The sequence below is a fragment of the Micromonospora echinofusca genome, from assembly GCF_017614955.1.
GTDB classification, from domain to species: Bacteria; Actinomycetota; Actinomycetes; order Mycobacteriales; family Micromonosporaceae; genus Micromonospora; species Micromonospora echinofusca_A.
On the sequence record NZ_WVUH01000140.1, the window covers coordinates 1 to 17,192 of the forward strand.

The 17,192-nt window shown below is 73.4% G+C and carries 11 protein-coding genes and 2 pseudogenes; 2 read left to right on the forward strand and 11 right to left on the reverse strand.

What is annotated here, in order from left to right:
• From GSF22_RS17125 to GSF22_RS17150, 6 genes are all read right to left on the reverse strand, one after another.
• A partial coding sequence (locus tag GSF22_RS17125; RefSeq protein WP_208814589.1) for an IucA/IucC family protein occupies window positions 1-1,752 on the reverse strand: 1,752 nt, incomplete at its 3' end.
• Entirely contained in the window at window positions 1,749-2,324 is a 576-nt protein-coding gene (locus GSF22_RS17130) for a GNAT family N-acetyltransferase (RefSeq protein WP_208814590.1), read from the reverse strand. The genes GSF22_RS17125 and GSF22_RS17130, both read right to left, overlap by 4 nt.
• Entirely contained in the window at window positions 2,321-3,613 is a 1,293-nt protein-coding gene (locus tag GSF22_RS17135) for a lysine N(6)-hydroxylase/L-ornithine N(5)-oxygenase family protein (RefSeq protein WP_208814591.1), read from the reverse strand. Before GSF22_RS17135 ends, GSF22_RS17130 begins: the two co-directional genes overlap by 4 nt.
• Before the next feature lie 27 nt (window positions 3,614-3,640).
• Window positions 3,641-5,197, reverse strand: coding sequence for a pyridoxal phosphate-dependent decarboxylase family protein (locus tag GSF22_RS17140; protein ID WP_208814592.1), 1,557 nt, complete (start codon window positions 5,195-5,197; stop codon window positions 3,641-3,643).
• A 141-nt stretch (window positions 5,198-5,338) separates the two neighbouring features.
• Entirely contained in the window at window positions 5,339-6,583 is a 1,245-nt protein-coding gene (locus GSF22_RS17145; RefSeq protein ID WP_208814593.1) for an MFS transporter, read from the reverse strand.
• Window positions 6,580-7,290 carry a siderophore-interacting protein gene (locus GSF22_RS17150; RefSeq protein ID WP_208814594.1) on the reverse strand — a complete coding sequence of 237 codons (711 nt, stop codon included), beginning with the start codon at window positions 7,288-7,290 and terminating at the stop codon, window positions 6,580-6,582. The genes GSF22_RS17145 and GSF22_RS17150 overlap by 4 nt, the downstream gene beginning before the upstream one ends.
• Before the next feature lie 106 nt (window positions 7,291-7,396).
• Here GSF22_RS17150 and GSF22_RS17155 point away from each other — a divergent pair.
• Together GSF22_RS17155 and GSF22_RS34825 are read left to right on the forward strand one after the other, a co-directional pair.
• A pseudogene (locus tag GSF22_RS17155) lies at window positions 7,397-9,442 on the forward strand (penicillin acylase family protein); the annotation flags it as partial.
• A gap of 6 nt (window positions 9,443-9,448) precedes the next feature.
• A pseudogene (locus GSF22_RS34825) lies at window positions 9,449-10,003 on the forward strand (GNAT family N-acetyltransferase); the annotation flags it as partial.
• A 71-nt stretch (window positions 10,004-10,074) separates the two neighbouring features.
• On the opposite strand, the gene GSF22_RS17160 reads toward GSF22_RS34825, so the two are convergent.
• The 5 genes from GSF22_RS17160 to GSF22_RS17180 form a co-directional block, all read right to left on the reverse strand.
• Window positions 10,075-10,422: a hypothetical protein gene (locus GSF22_RS17160; protein WP_208814595.1), complete on the reverse strand. Its 348-nt coding sequence runs from the start codon at window positions 10,420-10,422 to the stop codon at window positions 10,075-10,077.
• 226 nt (window positions 10,423-10,648) lie between these two features.
• Window positions 10,649-11,893 carry a S8 family peptidase gene (locus GSF22_RS17165; RefSeq protein WP_208814596.1) on the reverse strand — a complete coding sequence of 415 codons (1,245 nt, stop codon included), beginning with the start codon at window positions 11,891-11,893 and terminating at the stop codon, window positions 10,649-10,651.
• Between the two features lie 237 nt (window positions 11,894-12,130).
• Window positions 12,131-14,782, reverse strand: a complete 2,652-nt coding sequence (locus tag GSF22_RS17170) for a DUF6493 family protein (RefSeq protein WP_307804063.1) — start codon at window positions 14,780-14,782, stop codon at window positions 12,131-12,133.
• Window positions 14,779-16,113 carry an SWIM zinc finger family protein gene (locus GSF22_RS17175; protein ID WP_208814597.1) on the reverse strand — a complete coding sequence of 445 codons (1,335 nt, stop codon included), beginning with the start codon at window positions 16,111-16,113 and terminating at the stop codon, window positions 14,779-14,781. The genes GSF22_RS17170 and GSF22_RS17175 overlap by 4 nt, the downstream gene beginning before the upstream one ends.
• Before the next feature lie 67 nt (window positions 16,114-16,180).
• On the reverse strand, window positions 16,181-17,192 hold a 1,012-nt coding region (locus tag GSF22_RS17180), incomplete at its 5' end, for a bile acid:sodium symporter family protein (protein WP_244367569.1).

The window sequence follows — 17,192 nt, forward strand, 5'->3', positions numbered from 1 at the left end:
GGTCAGGGTACCGACGAACTGGAGGGCGGCCGACGGGTCGGCCAGGTCGACCATCTGCTGGTTGTTGCGCAGTTGCAGCCGGTTGAGGCAGGACAGGGCGAACTCCGGGGCGAACAGGTCGTGCCGGCGCAGCCGGTCGGCCAGGTGCGGGACGCGGTCGGCGTAGTCGGCCGCGCACTCGGCGACGGTGCGCCAGAACGCCTCCTCGTCGAGGACGCCGGCGGTGGCGAGGATGGCGTTGAGGTGGCGGAAGAAGCAGTCGAACACGTCGGTGAAGATCGACAGGATCTTCTCGTCCTCGGGCACGGTGGCCCGGATCCGGTCCACCTGCGGGGGCAGATCGGCATCCGGGTCCATCACCACGATCTCCTCGGCGATGTCCTTGAAGATCACCCGTTCCACCACCCCGTCGTGCAGGACGAGGATGACGTTCTCGCCGTGCGGCATGAAGGCCAGGTCGTGGGCGTAGAGGCTGTGCAGCAGCGGCACCAGGTAGGCGTCGAGGTAGCGGCGCAGCCACACCGTCGGGGCCAGCCCGGAGCGGGCGACCAGCGCGGCGGCCAGCGAGCGGCCGTCGGCGTCGGTGTGCAGCAGGGCGGCCATGGTGGCCAGCCGCCGGCCCGGCTCCAGGGTGGGGACCGGGCTCTCCCGCCACAGCGCGGCCAGCATCTTGCGGTACGGGGAGTACCGGTCGGTGGCCGCCTCGTACTGGCGGTGGCGGTAGCCGATCGCGGCCCGTTCCCGGATGATGGTCAGGCCGCTGCCCTGGAGGATCGGGTCGTTGTCGACGAGGTCGGCGAGCCAGTCGTTGATCGCCGGGGTGGCCGCCATGTACGCGGCGGACAGGCCGCGCATGAAGCCCATGTTCAGCACCGACAGGGCGGTCTTGACGTAGTGCCGGTTCGGGTCGGTGACGTTGAAGAAGGTCCGGATGGACTGCTGGGCGAGGTACTCGTCGGGGCCTTCGCCGAGGTAGACCAGCCGGCGCCGGGCGACCTCGCCGGCGAACGTGACCGACAGTTTGTTCCGCCACTGCCACGGGTGGACCGGGATGAGCAGGTAGTCGGCCGGGTCGAGGCCGAGTCCGGTGAGGACGTCGGCGAACCGGGCCAGGGTGTCGTCGCCGAGTTCGGCGCGCAGGTGGCGGTCGTAGTCCAGGTCGGCGGCGCAGGTGAAGGTGGTGTGGTCCCGGTGGCCGGCTAGCCAGAGCAGCCGGACCGGGGTGGCGGTCTCCGGGGCGTACCGGTGGTACTCGTGCACGCCGAAGCCGATCCGGCCGTTGTTGGCCACGAAGCACGGGTGACCCTCGGTCATCCGGGTCTCGATGGTCTGGAAGTCCGCGTCGGCCAGTTCGGCGGCGTCCGGCGCCGGCCGGGTGAGCTTGTACGCGGTACCGGCCAGGGTGGAGGTGATCTCCTCCAGGTAGACGGGCAGGACCGCGTCGGTGAGGCCGAGCGCGGCGCGCAGGTCCAGGCAGAGGTCGACGGCGTCCAGCGGCAGGTCGGTGTCGCCGCGTCGGCGGGTGATGCTGTCGGCGTCGACCTGCCAGTGGTGCAGGCTGAGGATCCGGGCGGTGAAGCGGTACGCGACGGTGCCGTCGTCGCTGCGGACCAGCCAGTGGCCGTCCCCGGTCGGTTCCGGGGTGATCAGGCGTTCGTGGGCGAACTCCGCGAGGGCCTTGCGGACCAGCAGGCGGTTGGCCCGGGCCCACGTCTGCGGGTTCAGGTGGTCCACGGCGGCGGCGGGGTTCACGCGGGTACCTCTCCTCGGGTGGCGGCCAGGAACTGGTCCCGGGTGCAGACGCTGAGCAGGGCGGTCTTCTCGGGCTTGGCGAGCGGGCCGACGACGGTGAAGCCGACGGCGGCGTTGAGCGCGTGCACCGCGCGGTTGCGCACGTCGGGTTCGACCACGACCCGCCGGACGGCCGGGTCGTCGAACAGCCACGCCAGCACGGTGGTGATCACCGCGCGGGTGAAGCCGTGCACCGGGCGGTCGGTGGGTGCGCACAGGAAGTGCATGCCGACGTCGCCGTCGGCGGCGTCGTAGAGGCCGGCGAGTTCGACGTGGGCCGGGTCGTAGCGTTCGACGAGGAAGGCGGGCCGGTCCTGCCAGAGGCCGACGAAGGCGTCGTGGTGCGGGTGGGCGGCGATCCGCCGGTACTCGTCGGCGACCCGGGTCACGTCGGCGTCCTGCATCAGCCAGAACGCCGCCCTGGGGTGGGTCACCCATCCGTGCAGCAGCGGGGCGTCGGTGTCCGGGTCGAGGGTCCGCAGCGCGAACCGGCCGAGCCGTCCGTCGGTGCGCTGCCAGATCGGCGCGCTCACGCGGCGGTCCCGGCCGGTACGCCGAACTCCTGGAAGGCGATGCTCTTCTCGATCGGGTAGTGCTCGCGGCCGGTCAGCTCGCGGATGATCCAGGAGTTGCGGTACGGGCCCATGCCCAGGTCCGGTGAGGTGATGCTGTGGGTGTGGGTGCCGGCGTTCTGGAGGAAGATGCCCCGGCCGGTGTGGTCGATGCTGTAGTTGCGGGCCACGTCGAAGCGGCCGTGGCCGTCCCAGCGGATCCGGTCCCGGACCGGGTCGAGGAAGTCGGGTACCCGGTAGTGGTAGCCGGTGGCCAGCACCAGTCCCTCGGTGTCGAGGGTGACGTCGCGGCCCTGTTCGGTGTGTCGCAGGCCGAGGGTGTAGGTCCCGTTCGACGCGTCGTAGTGGGCGGTGGTCAGTTCGGTGTTGGTCATCAGCCGGGTCCGGACCGGGCCGTGGACGCTGCGGGCGTAGAGCAGGTCGAAGATCTCGTTGATCAGGTCGGCGTTGATGCCCTTGAACAGACCCTTCTGGTCGGCTTCCAGGCGGTACCGGGTCTCCTCGGGCAGGGCGTGGAAGTAGTCCACGTAGTCCGGTGAGGTCAGCTCCAGGGTGAGCTTGGTGTACTCCAGTGGGAAGAACCGGGGCGAGCGGGTGACCCAGGTGAGCTGGTAGCCGTACGCGTCGAGGTCGCCGAGCAGGTCGTGGTAGATCTCGGCGGCGCTCTGGCCGCTGCCGACGACGGTGATGCTGCGCTTGGCGCGCAGCGCGGCCCGGTGTTCCCGGTAGCGGGAGTTGTGGATCAGGTCGCCGCCGAGTCCCCGGCACGCCTCCGGCAGGTGCGGCGGGGTGCCGGTGCCGAGCACCAGGTGCCGGGCCCGGTGGGTGACCTGCCGGCCGCCCACGGTGGCGTGCACGACGTACCGGTCGTCGGCCGGGTCGTGCTCGACCCGGGTGACCCGGTGGCCGAAGCGTACGGTGCACAGCCGGGACACCGCCCAGCGACAGTAGTCGTTGTACTCGTGGCGCAGCGGGAAGAAGCTCTCCCGGATGTAGAACGGGTACAGCCGGCCGGACTCCTTGAGGTAGTTGAGGAAGGAGTACGGGGAGGTGGGGTCGGCGAGGGTCACCAGGTCGGCGATGAACGGGGTCTGCAGGCGCGCCGCCTCCAGCAGCATGCCGGGGTGCCAGTCGAAGTCGTCGCGGGCCTCCAGGAAGAGGCCGTCGAGGTCGTCGAGGGGCTCGGTCAGACAGGCCAGACCGAGGTTGTACGGGCCCAGCCCGATGGCGATGAAGTCGTGGGTCGACATGCGGTTCTCCAGTGCGGGGGCGGGTCGTCAGGCGACCGGGCAGGCCATGGTGCCGCCGATGGCGGTGCGCACGTACCGGCCGGCGTGGTCGGCGACGAGGTCGAGGACGCAGGCGACGTCGTCCAGGGTGGTCTCGGGGTTGAGCAGGGTGAACTTCAGGTAGTGGGCGCCGTCGACCTTGGTCCCGGCGACCAGGGCGGCCCCGGAGGCGGCCAGCGCCTCGCGGGCGTGCAGGTTGGCCGCGTCGACCAGGTCCCGGCCGACGCCGGTGGGCCGGTAGCGGAAGACGACGGTGCTCAACTGGGATCGGGTGACCACCTCGAAACGGGGGTCGGCGGTGAGCATCCGCCAGGCGCCGGCCGCCCGGTCGACCACCTCGTCGAAGAGCGCGCCGATCGCGTCGGGGCCCATGATCCGCAGGGTCAGCCACAGTTTCAGGGCGTCGAAGCGGCGGGTCGTCTGGATGCTCTTGTCGACCTGGTTGGGGATGCGCTGCTCGACCATCCGGGCCGGGTTGAGGTAGTCGGCGTGCCAGGTGGCGTGGCGCAGCACCCGGCGGTCCCGGACGATCAGGGCGCTGGAGCTGACCGGCTGGAAGAACGACTTGTGGTAGTCGACGGTCACCGAGTCGGCCTGTTCGATGCCGTCGAGCAGGTGCCGGCGGGTGGGTGAGACCAGCAGGCCGCAGCCGTACGCGGCGTCGACGTGCAGCCACACGCCGGCGGCGGTGCAGATCCCGGCGATGCGGGGCAACGGGTCGATGCTGCCGAAGTCGGTGGTGCCGGCGGTGGCGACCACGGCCATCACCACCAGCCCGTCGCGCTGGCAGCGCGCGATGGTCGCGGCGAGGTCGTCGGCACGCATCCGCCGGTCGGCGTCGGTGGCGACGGTGATGACGGCGTCGGCGGCGAGACCGAGCAGTTTGGCGGCCTTCTGGACGCTGAAGTGGCCGGCGGTGGAGGTGACGACGCGCAGCCGGGACAGCACCTCGGGGCGGGACAACCGGGTGGTGGAGCTGCCGGCGACGCGGGCGTACGCCTCCTCGCGGGCGAGCAGCATCGCCTGGAGGTTGGACTGGGTACCGCCGCTGGTGAAGATGCCGTCGGCGGTGGGGCCGAGGCCGATGCGGGCGGCGGTCCAGTCGACCAGCCGGCGTTCGACGAGGGTGCCACCGGCGCTCTGGTCCCAGGTGTCCAGGGAGGAGTTGACGGCGCTGAGCACCGCCTCGCCGAGCAGCGCCGGGATCACCACCGGGCAGTTGAGGTGCGCCAGGTAGCGGGGGTGGTGGAAGTAGACCGCGTCGCGCAGGTAGACGTCGTGCAGTTCGTCGAGGGCGGCGCCGGTGTCGCCGAGGGGCCGGTCGAGGTCGACGGCGGCGACCCGGGGGGCCAGGTCGTCGGGGGTGACGCCGGTGCACGGCCGGTCTGCGGCGGCGATCCGGGTGGCGACCCGGTCGATCCCGTCGGCCAGGACGTGCCGGTACCGCTCGACCGTGCCGGTGGTGAACAGGTGGGCGCGGGCGGCGGCCGATGCGACGGGCCCGGCGGCCGTAGGTGCCGGGGCGGCGGATCCGGACAGACTCATGACGGTCCTCGGCGGTCGGGGTGGACAGGGTGGACGGTGGGCGGTGGTCCGCCCGACCTGATCACTCATGATCGAAGTTAGGATAGCCTAACCTAACCTCGTGTCAATGCTGGTGACGCCACCTGTCGGGTGACCATCCCCTCAACCCGACACCGGTACCCGGTCGGCCGAACCGGCCGGTACCGGCCGCAGCGCCCCCCGGAACCGTCGCTGGTGGCGCAGACCCACCAGAACCCCGGCCGCCACCAGCACGACCGATCCGATCGCCACCACCGGATAGCCGAACCGGTCCGCCGCCGCCAGCCCGACGGAGGCGGCCAGGAACGAGCAGATCAGCCCGAACGACGACAGCACGGTGAAGTCGGTGCCGCCGGTCTCCGGACGGGAGTAGTCCATGTTGACCGTGTAGAGCACCACGTTGGCGACCGTGTACGCGGCCATGAACAGGCCCAGCGCCACGACCGTGCCGGTCAGCGGGGCCCGACCGGTCAGCAGCGGCAGCATCAGCAGCGTCGCCACCGCCAGGGCCACTCCCCCGGCCACCAGCACGGCGCTGCGCCCGAACCGGCGGATCGCCAGCCCGGCCAGCAGACCGGCCACGATCGCCGGCACGCTGGTCACCACCCCGGTCACCACGCCGATCCGCCCGAGCGACCAGCCGGCGTCCACCAGGGCCGGAGTGACCAGGGCGTACGCCGCTCCGGCGCCGACGTAGACCAGCGGCACCACCCCGAAGGTCCACCACCGGCAGCCGGGCTGGCCGAACACCGACAGCAGGGCCCGGTACGCCGCACCGGTACCCGCCACCCGGTCGGTGCGGGCCGGCTCGCGGAACCGCCACACCACCAGCAGGCCGAGACCGGTCAGCCCGGCCAGCAGCAGGATCGCCGGTACCCAGCCGAACCGGTCGTAGACCACCACGCAGGCTCCCCCGCCGAGCAGGTTGCCCAGGTAGCTGGCGGCGACCTGGATGCCGTTGCCGACGCCCCGGGCCGGATCGGCCAGCAGCCGGACGGCCACCGCGTCCACGGCGATGTCCTGGGTGGCGGAGAAGAAGACGTACCCGGCGCAGATCGCCACGACCACGCCGAGCCGGTCGGCGGGCCGGGTGAACGGGAGCAGGGCCAGCAGGGTGAGCACCAGCCCGGCCTGGAGGGCCAGCAGCCAGGACCGGTAGTGGCCGTGGCGGCGGGACCCGTACCGGTCCAACAGCGGCGCCCAGAGGAACTTGACCGGCCAGATCAGACCGATCACCTGCACCAGGGCGAGGGTGTCCAGCGAGGTGCCGCCGTCGCGGAGGATCGCGGTCAGCCCGACGGTGATGAACCCGACGCCGAGGTACTGGGTGACGTAGAGCGCGGTGAGCGTACCGAGGCGGCCCTTCACCGGGCGCTCCAGTAGCCGAGCGAGGTGACCCGGTCCCGGCCGACGCCCAGGGTGCGGCGCAGGTGCCGGGTGACGGCGCGGGTGCTGCCCGCCTCGCCGGCCACCCAGTAGTGCGCCCCGTCACGGGCGGACAGGGCGGCGCAGACGGTGTCGACCAGGTGCCGCCCGTCGTCGCGGCGCGGTACCCAGGTCACCTCGTGGTCCGTCCGGGCGCGCGGGGTCAGCGCCTGTTCGCCCTCGTGGGCGTACTCCAGCCAGACGGTGGCCGGGATGTCGGCGGCGGCGTCGAGCAGGCTGTTGACCGCCGGCAGCGACGCGGCGTCCCCGACCAGGTAGAGGTGCCGGGGTGCGGGGTCCGGCAGGGTGAACGAGCTGCCCTGCACGGTGGCGTCGATGGTGTCGCCGACCCGGGCGGTGCTGGCCCAGCGGGCCGCGCAGCCGTCGTGCAGGGCGAACTCCAGGTGGAACCGGCCGGTGGCCGGGTCGGGGTCGACGAGGGTGTAGGCGCGCTGGTGCGGACGACCGTCGTTGTCGAACCACATCCGGATCCACATGGTGGGGTGCACCCCACATGCCTGGAGCAGGCCGCCGCCGTCGACGTGCAGGCGCCGGTAGTGCGTACCGACCGACTCGGTGCCGAGCACGGTCAGCCGGAAGTCCCGCCCGCCCATCGCCTTGAGCACCAGGGCTTCCCAGTTTCGTTTCACGGGCCCTCCAGGTAAGGTCTGCCTAAGTTAGGGGAGGGTAACCTAAGTGACGCGTGCTGGGGAGAGCGGATCCACCGGCGGTCCGGACGACGTACCGGCGACCGGCATCCACCGGGACCGGTGGGGCGTACCGCACCTGTGGGCCGACACGGTCGACGACCTGGCCCGGTTGCAGGGCCGGGCCGCCGCCCTCGACCGGGCCTGGCAGATCGAGGTCGAACGCTGGCGTTCGGAGGGTCGGTTGGCCGCGCACGTCGGCCCCGGCGAGCGGGGCTGGGACCGGTTCGCCCGGCGGGCCCGCCTCGACGACACCGCGCGCCGCTGCTTCGACCGGCTGGCGCCGGAGACCCGCCGCTGGGTCACCGCCTACGTCGACGGGGTCAACGACGGGCTCGCCGAGGGCGCCGCCGGGGCGCCGGAGTTCGCTGCGGCGGGCTGCGCACCCGGCCGGTGGCGGCCCTGGTCACCGCTGGGCGTCTTCCTCATCCAGCACATCCTCTTCGCCACCTTCCCGCAGAAGCTGTGGCACGCCCACGTCGCCGCCACCCTCGGTCCGGACGCCCGGGACCTGTTCGCCGTGGAGGGCCCCTCCGGGTCCGGCAGCAACGCCTGGGTACTCCCCGGCGACCCGGCCACCGGGCGGGCACCGATCGTCGCCGGTGACCCGCACCGCATCCTCGAACTACCCGGCATCTACCAGCAGGTCCGCCTGGCCTGCCCCGAGTTCGACGTGCTCGGCTTCGCCTTCCCCGGGGTACCCGGCCTGCCGCACTTCGGTCACGCCGGTGACGTCGCCTGGGCCGTGACCAACGCGATGGCCGACTACCAGGACCTCTACCGCGAGCAGGTGCGCCGCGACGGCGACCGGATCCTGGTCCGTGACGGCGACGGCTGGGTACCGGCCCGGCACCACGTCGAGCACATCGAGGTACGCGGCGGTGATCCGGAGCCGGTCGAGGTGGTCGAGACCCCCCGGGGCCCGGTCGTCGACCACGACCGGCACACCGGCGAGGCGCTCAGCCTGCGCATCCCCAGCCGGGTCGAGGAGCGTCTCGGCTTCGACGCGCTGCTGCCGCTGCTGCGCGCCCGTACCGCCGAGGACGTCACCGGGGCGCTGCGTTCCTGGGTCGAGCCGGTCAACAGCGTCCTCGTCGCCGACCGGACGGGTACGGTCCGGCACCTGGTCGCCGGACTCGTGCCGGTCCGCGACGAGCGGTGCCGGCGCGAACCGGTACCCGGCTGGGACCCCCGGTACGCCTGGCGCGGGGCCTACCTGCCGATGACCGTCACCCCGGTCGACGGGATCGCGGTGTGCGCCAACGACCGGCGCGCCGACGTGGCCCACGTCGGTGTCGACTTCGCCCCGCCGCACCGGGCCCGCCGGATCCGGGACCTGCTCGACGCGGGGGTCCCGGCGCACGCCGTCCACGTGGACACCCGGCTGGCCGCACCGACCCTGCGCGACCTGCTCGCCCGGGTCGACGCCGACGCGCTGAGCGCACCGGCGGCGGTGCTGCGGCAGCGACTGACCGGGTGGGACGGCCGGATGGCCGCCGACAGCACCGACGCGGGCGCCTTCGCCGCCTGGCGGGCCGCCCTGGTCCGGCGCCTGCACGACCACCCGGTCCTGCGCCCGCTCCGCGCCGCCGGCCGGTACGACGACCTGTTCGCGCCGTGGACCGATCCGCTGGCCCGGATCGGCCACGCCCTCGACGGGGTGGTCGCCGGACTGCACCGGCTGGGCGGGGACGTCGTACCGGCGGCCGTCGCGGCGCTGGAGGACGTCGCGGCCGACGGGCCGCCGGTGGCGTGGGGGCGACGGCACCTGCTGCACCCGGTCCACCTCGGGGTGGCTCCGACGGTCGACGCGGCGGTGGCGGCGATGCGCGAGGTGGTCGCACTCTCCGGCGACACCGACTGCGTGCTCTCCACCGCCAGCGTCCCCGGGGTGTCCGACGCCTGTTGGCGCGGCCCGGTGGCCCGCTACGTCTGGGACCTCACCGACCGCGCGGCCAGCCGGTGGGTGGTCCCCTTCGGTGCGTCCGGACGGCCGGACGACCCGCACTTCGCCGACCAACTCCCCCGGTGGGCCGGCGGGGACCTGATCCCCGTGGTCACCGACTGGCGACAGCTCACCCCACCACGAGACGAGGAACCCATGGTGTACCAGGAGACCATCCCCGGCTTCGGCGAACTGAGCCTCGTCGTGGTCGATCCGGCCGCCCACGCCGGACTGCTGCACGGCTGGGTGACCGAGCCCCGGGCGGCGTTCTGGGGCATGGGGTCGCACACGATCGACGAGGTGCGCGGGATCTACGAGTTCATCGACCGGCTGGCCACCCACCACGCCTACCTGGTCCTGCTCGACGGCCAGCCGATCGGGCTGTTCCAGACCTACCAACCGGAGGCCGACCCGGTGGGCGAACGCTACCGGGTGCAGCCCGGCGACGTGGGCATGCACCTGCTGCTCGCCCCGGGCCGGCGGCCACCGCGCGGACTGACCACCGTGGTCGGTCCGGCGCTGGCCCGGTTCCTGTTCCGCGACGCCACCCGCACCCGGATCGTGGTGGAGCCCGACGTGCGCAACCACCACGCGCTGCGCCGGCTGGAGCGGGAGGGCTTCACCTTCGCCGCCGAGATCGACATGCCCGACAAGCGGGCCCAGTTGGCATTCCTCACCCGGGCCCGCTTCGAGTCCGACCATCCGGTACCCGGTCAGGTCCCGGACGCGGCGCTGCCCCGTCTTCCCGATGGTCGACCGCGGACGACCACCGGGAACACCGGTCAACTGGCCCGGTAGGTGAGGTAGTAGCCCTTCGGCCAGCTGTGGAAGTTGTTGAGCTCGTACGCCTGACCGCTGCAGTCGGGCGTCCGGTAGCCGGGGACGGATCCGAAGCCGCCGCTCCAGGCGAGCAGCCAGGTCGCGTCGGTCGGGACCTGACGGCAGACGCCGTCCGGCGTGGCCTGCCTGCCGACCACCTCGGTCGGGTTGCTCGAGTAGAAGACCAGGCCCGCGTCGGGGCTCTGGAACGGCTCGCCAGCGGCCACGGGTGACGCCGGTAGCGTCGCGGTCAGCGTGGTGACCAGGGCGGCGGCAAGTCCTGCGGCGATTCGGTTGGCAGATCTGCGCATGAACATCCTTCCGGGACGGCGTGCAGGGAAGGGACCGAAGCTCGGTTCAACCCAGGAACGGACCGGTCTACGTCGATACAAGAATCGGTGTGGAAAGTTTCGCTGTCAACCAAACGAAAACCGGATCAACCTCGTCGAGGATCATCGGCACCTCGGCGGTACGACCCGCCGGGACACCCGCCGCCGGGGTGCGGACGATCACGCAGGCCGCTGCCCCGCCATCCGGTCAGAAGGACGGGGACAGGTACAGCAGCCGGTTCGGCGAGCCGGCGCCCGGGTTGAGCACCGCCGGATTGGCGACGCTGAACAGGTAGTTGGCCACCTGGGCGGGCGTCCAGGTCGGGTAGACGTCGAGCACCCGGGCCGCCGCACCGGCGACGTGCGGGGCCGCCTGCGACGTGCCGCTCAGCGCCTGTGCCGCGTTGGGCGCGGTGTACCAGGCCGACAGCACGGACACCCCGGCGGCGAAGATGTCCACACAGGATCCGTAGTTGGAGAAGCTGGCCCGACTGTCGTTGGAGGCGGTCGCGGCGACGGTCAGCAGGGTCGGCGCCGAGGCCGGCGAGTAGTTGCAGGCGTTGGCGTTCGAGTTGCCGGCCGGAACGGCCACCGTGATGCCGGCGGTCACCAGGCTGGCCACGGCGCTGTTCAGCGTCGCGTTGTACGCGCCGAGCACCCCGACGGTCGCCACCCCGGGCTGACCGGCCGGGTGGTTGGCGATCACCCAGTTGATACCGCTGATCAGGATCGACATCGAGCTGGGCTGGACGCAGTCGAACACCTTCACCGCGACGAGCAGGACGTTCTTGGCCACGCCGTAGGTGGTTCCGCCGACGGTGCCCGCCGCGTGCGTACCGTGCCCGGAGCAGTCGTTCGCCGGGGGCATCCCGTCGAACGCGTCGTAGCCGTACACCGCCTGGCCGCCGAAGTCCTGGTGCCCGGTCTGGATGCCGGAGTCGATGATGTACGCCCGGACCCCGGTGCCGTCGCTGACCCAACTGTAGGAGCCGTTCAGGCCGGACGCGGCGTCGATCCGGTCCAGTCCCCACGGGGGATTGAGCTGCGTGGTCGCCAGCCAGGTGGTGCTGTCCTGCTCGACGCGCGCCACCGCCGGGTCGGCGGCCATCCGGCGGGCGACCGCCTCGGGCATCCGCACCGCGAAGCCGGTGAGTGCGTCACTCCACACCTGGTCCGGGGTGACCCCGTACCGGCCGGTGAGCCGGGCCACGGCGTCGGCCACCCGGCTGCGCCGCGTCGCCGCCGGACCGGTGACCGTGTCGTCGGCGAGTGTCACGAGGTAGCTGCCGGGAACGGCGGTCGCACCGCCGGCCCCGAGGATCACGCCGGTCGCGGTCGCCGTACCGCCGGCAGTGGCCGGGCCGGTCAGCGTCGTGGTGGCCGCCACGATCGCGGCGGCGCACACCGCCAGAGCGGCGCGCACCCGTCGGGCTCGGTGCGCGGGCGTCGTCATCCGGGGAAACCTCATACCAGCCCCTCCCTGTGATCCCCGCACCGCAGTACGCCCACACGTCGTGCGGGCAGGGGAACGTTTGGGCGGATCCTATCGCCGGATTGACGGGAGACCGACAGCCCAAAAACGGTCAACTAATCGTCATGTGTCAATTTTTTGAGGAATGACAATTCACGGGCCGGAGGTATCGACCAGGGACGCCCGACCCGAGCCGGTGCCGGGCGTCCCTGGAACCGGTCAGCCGGTGGTGAGCGTCCGGTGCAGCCGGCGGGCCTCGCTCACCAGCCGGCTCGTCCCGCCCCGGCCGGCCAGCTCGGCCAGCCCCGGCACCTCGATCCGCACCCCGGTGGCGGTGGCCGTCTCGGTGGCCAGGGTCAGCAGGTCCGGCAGGCCCCGAGGTGCGGCAGCGACGGCAGGGGTGGTGGCAGTGGCAGCGAGGATCGCCGGCAGCGCCGCAGCCAGCAGTCGCCACACCGTCAACGGCGCGCCCGCCGCTGCGGCGTCACGCAACGGCTCGACCGCCCGGGTCAGCTTCACCACCTGCCCGGCCACCAGCTCACCGAACCGGGTACCCACCCCGGTGGCGTCGAGCCGGCCACCGGCCGCCAACCCGAGCAGGGCATCCAGGGTGGCGATCCGGTCCGCGCCGTGGCGGGCGCCGAACCCGTACGCCAGGGCCAGCTCCACGGCCACCCCGCCCGGACCGGCGCACTCGGCCAGCAGCGGCAGCACGGCCGTGCCGTCCCGCTGGTCCAGGTCGGCGGTGGCGGCCACGCCCGGCAGGGCGTACGCGGCGATCACCCCCGGATGGTGGGGCAGCAGCGACGGCCAGTGTCCCGTCCAGCCGAAGGTCTCCGCGTTCACCGGCGCCGGGTCGACGGTCAGCATGCCGTACCGGTCGTCGTACCCGGCCGGTGGGCGCAGCTCGACCAGGAAACGCCGGGCGGGGAGCTGGTCGTACTGCCAGTCGTAGCCCCTCCTGCGGGCCCGCCGGTGCTGGGTGGTGACCCGCATGACCGGCTGGGGCAGCCCACCGGTGCGCAGCCAGGCCGCGAGACGGTCACCACCGGGGGTGCCCAGGGCCTCGGCCCTGCCGGCGAGCGTCTCGTCGACCCCGGGCGGCAGCCGCAGCAGGGCCTGGGTGAGGTCCCAGTGCCACGGCGCGTGGTCGCCGAGCGCGGCGAGCCGCTCCAGCAGCACCAGCGGGTCGAGCGCGCCGGTGGCCGAGGTGGGCGCGGCGAGCAGGCCGGGTCGGCCCGGGTCGCCGAGGTACCGGCCGATCTCGGCGATCCGGGCCCGCAGCAGCGCGTGCGGCGCCGGTACCCGGGGGTCCGTGCTGACCAGTTCGCGGTGCGACGTCGACCGGTCGGTACGCCGGACGGCCGCGAGCAGTGCGGCCCACCGGCTGCGTGCCGCGGGTGCCGGGCGGGCCTCACCGGCGGCCTCCACGACCTCACTGACCAGGCCGCACAGGCAGCCCGGGTCCCACCGGTGCTCGCCACCGGCCCAGGACCAGTGCCGGCGGGTGAGGACCGGGGCGAGGGCGGCGTGCACCCGCGCGCCGTCGGTCGAGGTGAGCCGGACCAGTCCGTCGAGGACCCGGTCCAGCGGCTGACTCCGGTCCTCCGTACCGAACAGGACGGCGACCTCCTCGGCGAGTTCGTCGACGTCGGTGATCGGCGCCGGGGCGGCCGGGGGCGGACCGGGGTGCGGCAGGTCGTCCCCGCGCGGCGCGCTGACGGCCGGTGCGGTGGCGGCGCGGGCCAGGCCGTGCCGGCCGGCCAGGGTGGTGGCGCGTTCCCGCAGGTCGACGGCGGGATGCTCGCAGCCCAGGGCGATCACCTCGGCGATCTGGGTCGCCCGGTCCCGGTGCTGCCGGGCGAGCCGGTCGAGCCAGGCGAGCTGGGAGCGGACCAGCGCCTTGTCGGGCCGGACGAGGACCTCGCGGGCGGCGTCGAGCACCGCCTCCAGTTCCAGGTCGGGTAGGGCGCGCAGGGCCTTCTGGGCCATGGTCGCCACGGCGGCCGGCGCGTCGGCGAGCAGCCGCAGGTAGTCGGTGGACCGGGCGGCGACCTCGTCGGTGGTCGGCTGGAGCTGGTCGAGCAGGGTGGTGAAGGCGCGCAGCGCGGTCGGCTTGTCGCCGCGCAGCAGCCGGCCGACCGCGCCGTCGATCAGCGTGGCCCGGTCGAGCAGGCCCTCGGTGGCGAGCTGCGCCAGCGCGGTCGGCAGCGGGTGCCGGTGCCGGCTCTCCCAGTCGGTGACCACCTCGTCGAACATCATCGGCACGCCGAGGCCGTCGATCTCGAACAGCCGGGGCAGCAGGACCGGCAGGAGCGGGTCGACGCGCAACCGGTCGGCCAGGGGTACCGGTGCGGCGTGCCGCTGCCGCTCGGGCTGCCACAGCGACTGCACCCACAGCTCGACGAACCGGTCCCCGGCCGGTGGCTCGGTGCCCGGCGGCAGCAGGGCCGCGACGAACCGCCACTGCTGGATCCAGGTTTCACGGTGCAGCTTGGCGGCCATCCGCTGGGCGAGGTCGGGCAGCCAGGTGATGCCCCGGTCGGCGGCGACCCGGGTCACCAGCGTCGCCGCCCGCGTGCCGTCGACCGTGACGGAACGGCGGGTGAGGATCGCGGCGGCCTGCGCGGCGGTGGGCAGGCAACCGACCACGGCGACGGCCAGGGCGGTACCCGTGCCGACGTTCCACCAGGTGGTCCGCTCGGCCCGGAACCAGGCGGTCAGTTCGGCGCCGAGGGCACGTCGGCGGTCCTCGGGCAGTTCGGCCAGCGCGTCGGCGACCGGCCCGGCCGATCCGGCGGTGATCAGGTCGAACAGGTCGCTGGTGCCGCCGGCGGCCAGCTCCGACCGGCGCCGGACGGTGGTCTTCACGCCGGCTCCCGCACGTCGCTGGTGGCCATCCGGGTGGCCAGGGCGTGTTTGCACGGGCCGCGCTGGCCCCGGTGCTTGGCCCACCAGAGGCAGGTGCAGGTGAGGTTGCCGTCGGGCAACAGGCGCACCCGGTACGTCCCGTCGCCGCTGCGGACGGTGGCGCCGGTGGCGTCCCGTTCGACGGCGCCGGCCTCCAGCAGCGCCCGCGCGCCGACCAGGCGGGGGTTGTCCCGCTCGGCCCGGCCGGCGTCGTACGGCATGACGCGGTGGAAGTAGGCGGCTTCGGACACGTCGTAGCCGACCCGTCCGGCGGTACCGAGTTGGGCCAGGGCGCCCCGGACCCGGGTGGCGTCGATGCCGGCGGCGGTGGCCAGGGCGTCGACGTCGATGGTCGGGTCCCAGGCGAGCAGGGCGGAGATCAGGTCGGCGTCGTCGGTCACGTCGTCGCCGGACAGGGCGGTCAGCGCGGCGCCCTCACCGGAGAAGCCCCGGTAGGGCTCGGGTGAGAGGGTCAGCGACAGCCGCAGCGCCCCGGTGTCCAGTTCCCAGGTGCTGGGTACCGGCGCGGATCCGGGTGCGACGGTCGGCCCGTAGACCCGCAGGGTCCGGGCGAAACGCAGCATCCCGCGCAGGGCGGCCAGTCGTCCGGGGCCGGCCAGGCACACGGCGCCGGGGACGGGTCGGGAGGTCAGTCGCAGGGTCCGCCCGGCCGGTACCGCCCAGAGCACCGAGCGGTCGTTCGCGGTCGGCAGCCGGCGCAGGAACGCCGCGGCCTCGGTCGCGGGGATCTCCGCGCGGGGTTCGAAGGCGGCGGCGAGCACCTGCACCTCGGCGAAGCCGCGCAGCCACCGTACCGGCAGCGGCACCTTCTTCTCCACGACCGCCCCGTCCATGGTGGACACGGTCAGGTCGTCGGGGCCGACCGACAGGTGCAGCGGGTCGAGGCCGCCGACCCGGGCCAGGGACTGGCGCAGCGGGTTGTTGACGTCGACGTTGGTGGTGCCGTGCGCGAGGACGTCGCCGTCGAGCCCGTCGGGCAGCGCGTCGAGGCGGGCGTAGACGCCGCAGCAGCCGGAGAAGGACTCGAAGCGGAGCCGGTCCCGGCTGCCGGTGACCACCGGGTCGAGGCTGGCCGGGCTGACCGGCCGGAAGTAGCGGGTGCGGGCGACCTCGGCCACGGCGAGCAGCCCGACGGCGGCGGCCTGCGGGGTGGTGAGGAAGCCGGTGAAGAACCGGGGGTTCGGCGCGGGGCCGCCGCTGGTGGACAGGGCGAGGCCGTCCGGCCGCAGGGCGGAGGATCCGAGGTATCGGTAGGTCTGTTGGGCGCTCACGGGCCGGGACGGTACAAGAGCCCACCGACACCGACGCCCGGGACGCGGGCGGTCGGGGTACGCCGGGTCACGCGGGGGTCGTGCCGGCGGCGCCCCAGCGGCGGGCCAGCGCCGCGCAGACGATCAGCTGGAGCTGGTGGAACAGCATCAGCGGCAGCACGATCAGACCGACGACCTGGGGGCTGAACAGGACGGCGGCCATCGGCAGGCCGGTGGCCATGCTCTTCTTGGAGCCGCAGAAGATCGCGGTGATCCGGTCCGGCCAGGAGAAGCCGAGCAGCCGGCCGGCCAGTGCGGTGGCCACGAGCACCACGGTGAGCAGGACGGCCAGCACCGCCGCCAGGGCCAGCAGCCGGCCGGTGGAGATCCGGTGCCAGATGCCGGCAACCACCCCGGCGCTGAACGCGGTGTAGACGACGAGCAGGATCGAACCCCGGTCGACCAGGCCGAGCACCCGTCTGCGCCGCTGCATCCACGCCCCGATCCACGGGCGGAGCGCCTGCCCGGCGGCGAACGGTACGACCAGTTGCAGCACGATCTCGCCGATCGCCGCCGGGGAGAAGGTCATGGTGCCGGTGCCGGTCAGCATCAGCGCGGCCAGCAGCGGGGTGAGCACCACCCCGGCGACGTTGGACAGCGAGGCGGTGAAGATCGCGGCGGGTACGTTGCCGCCGGCGATCGAGGTGAAGGCGATCGACGACTGCACGGTCGACGGCACCACGCAGAGGAAGACCAGGCCCTGGTACAGCTCGGGGGTCAGCACGGCGGGGCGCAGCAGTTGGGCGGCGAACGCCAGCAGCGGGAAGAGCGCGAAGGTGCTGAGCATCACCAGCACGTGCAGTCGCCAGTGCCGGGCCCCGGCCCACGCCTCGCGGGGGGCGATCCGGGCGCCGTAGAGGAAGAACAGCACGGCGACGGCGACGGTGGTCGCCGTCGAGGCGACGGTGGCGCCGACACCCCGGGCCGGCAGCACCGTGGCGACGAGCACGGTGGCCAGCAACGCGCCGATGTACGGGTCCAGGGGCAGCCAGCTCGGCCAGCGCAGGGTCACGGTGTTCTCCGTCGGCAGGGGTGTGGGG

What these genes read in the sequence shown, in the direction of transcription:
- GSF22_RS17135 (WP_208814591.1), bottom strand. Translation starts at nt 3,613, where the DNA reads ATGTCGACCCACGACTTCATCGCCATCGGGCTGGGCCCGTACAACCTC.
- GSF22_RS17140 (WP_208814592.1), bottom strand. Translation starts at nt 5,197, where the DNA reads ATGAGTCTGTCCGGATCCGCCGCCCCGGCACCTACGGCCGCCGGGCCC.
- GSF22_RS17160 (WP_208814595.1), bottom strand. Translation starts at nt 10,422, where the DNA reads ATGCGCAGATCTGCCAACCGAATCGCCGCAGGACTTGCCGCCGCCCTG.
- GSF22_RS17165 (WP_208814596.1), bottom strand. Translation starts at nt 11,893, where the DNA reads ATGACGACGCCCGCGCACCGAGCCCGACGGGTGCGCGCCGCTCTGGCG.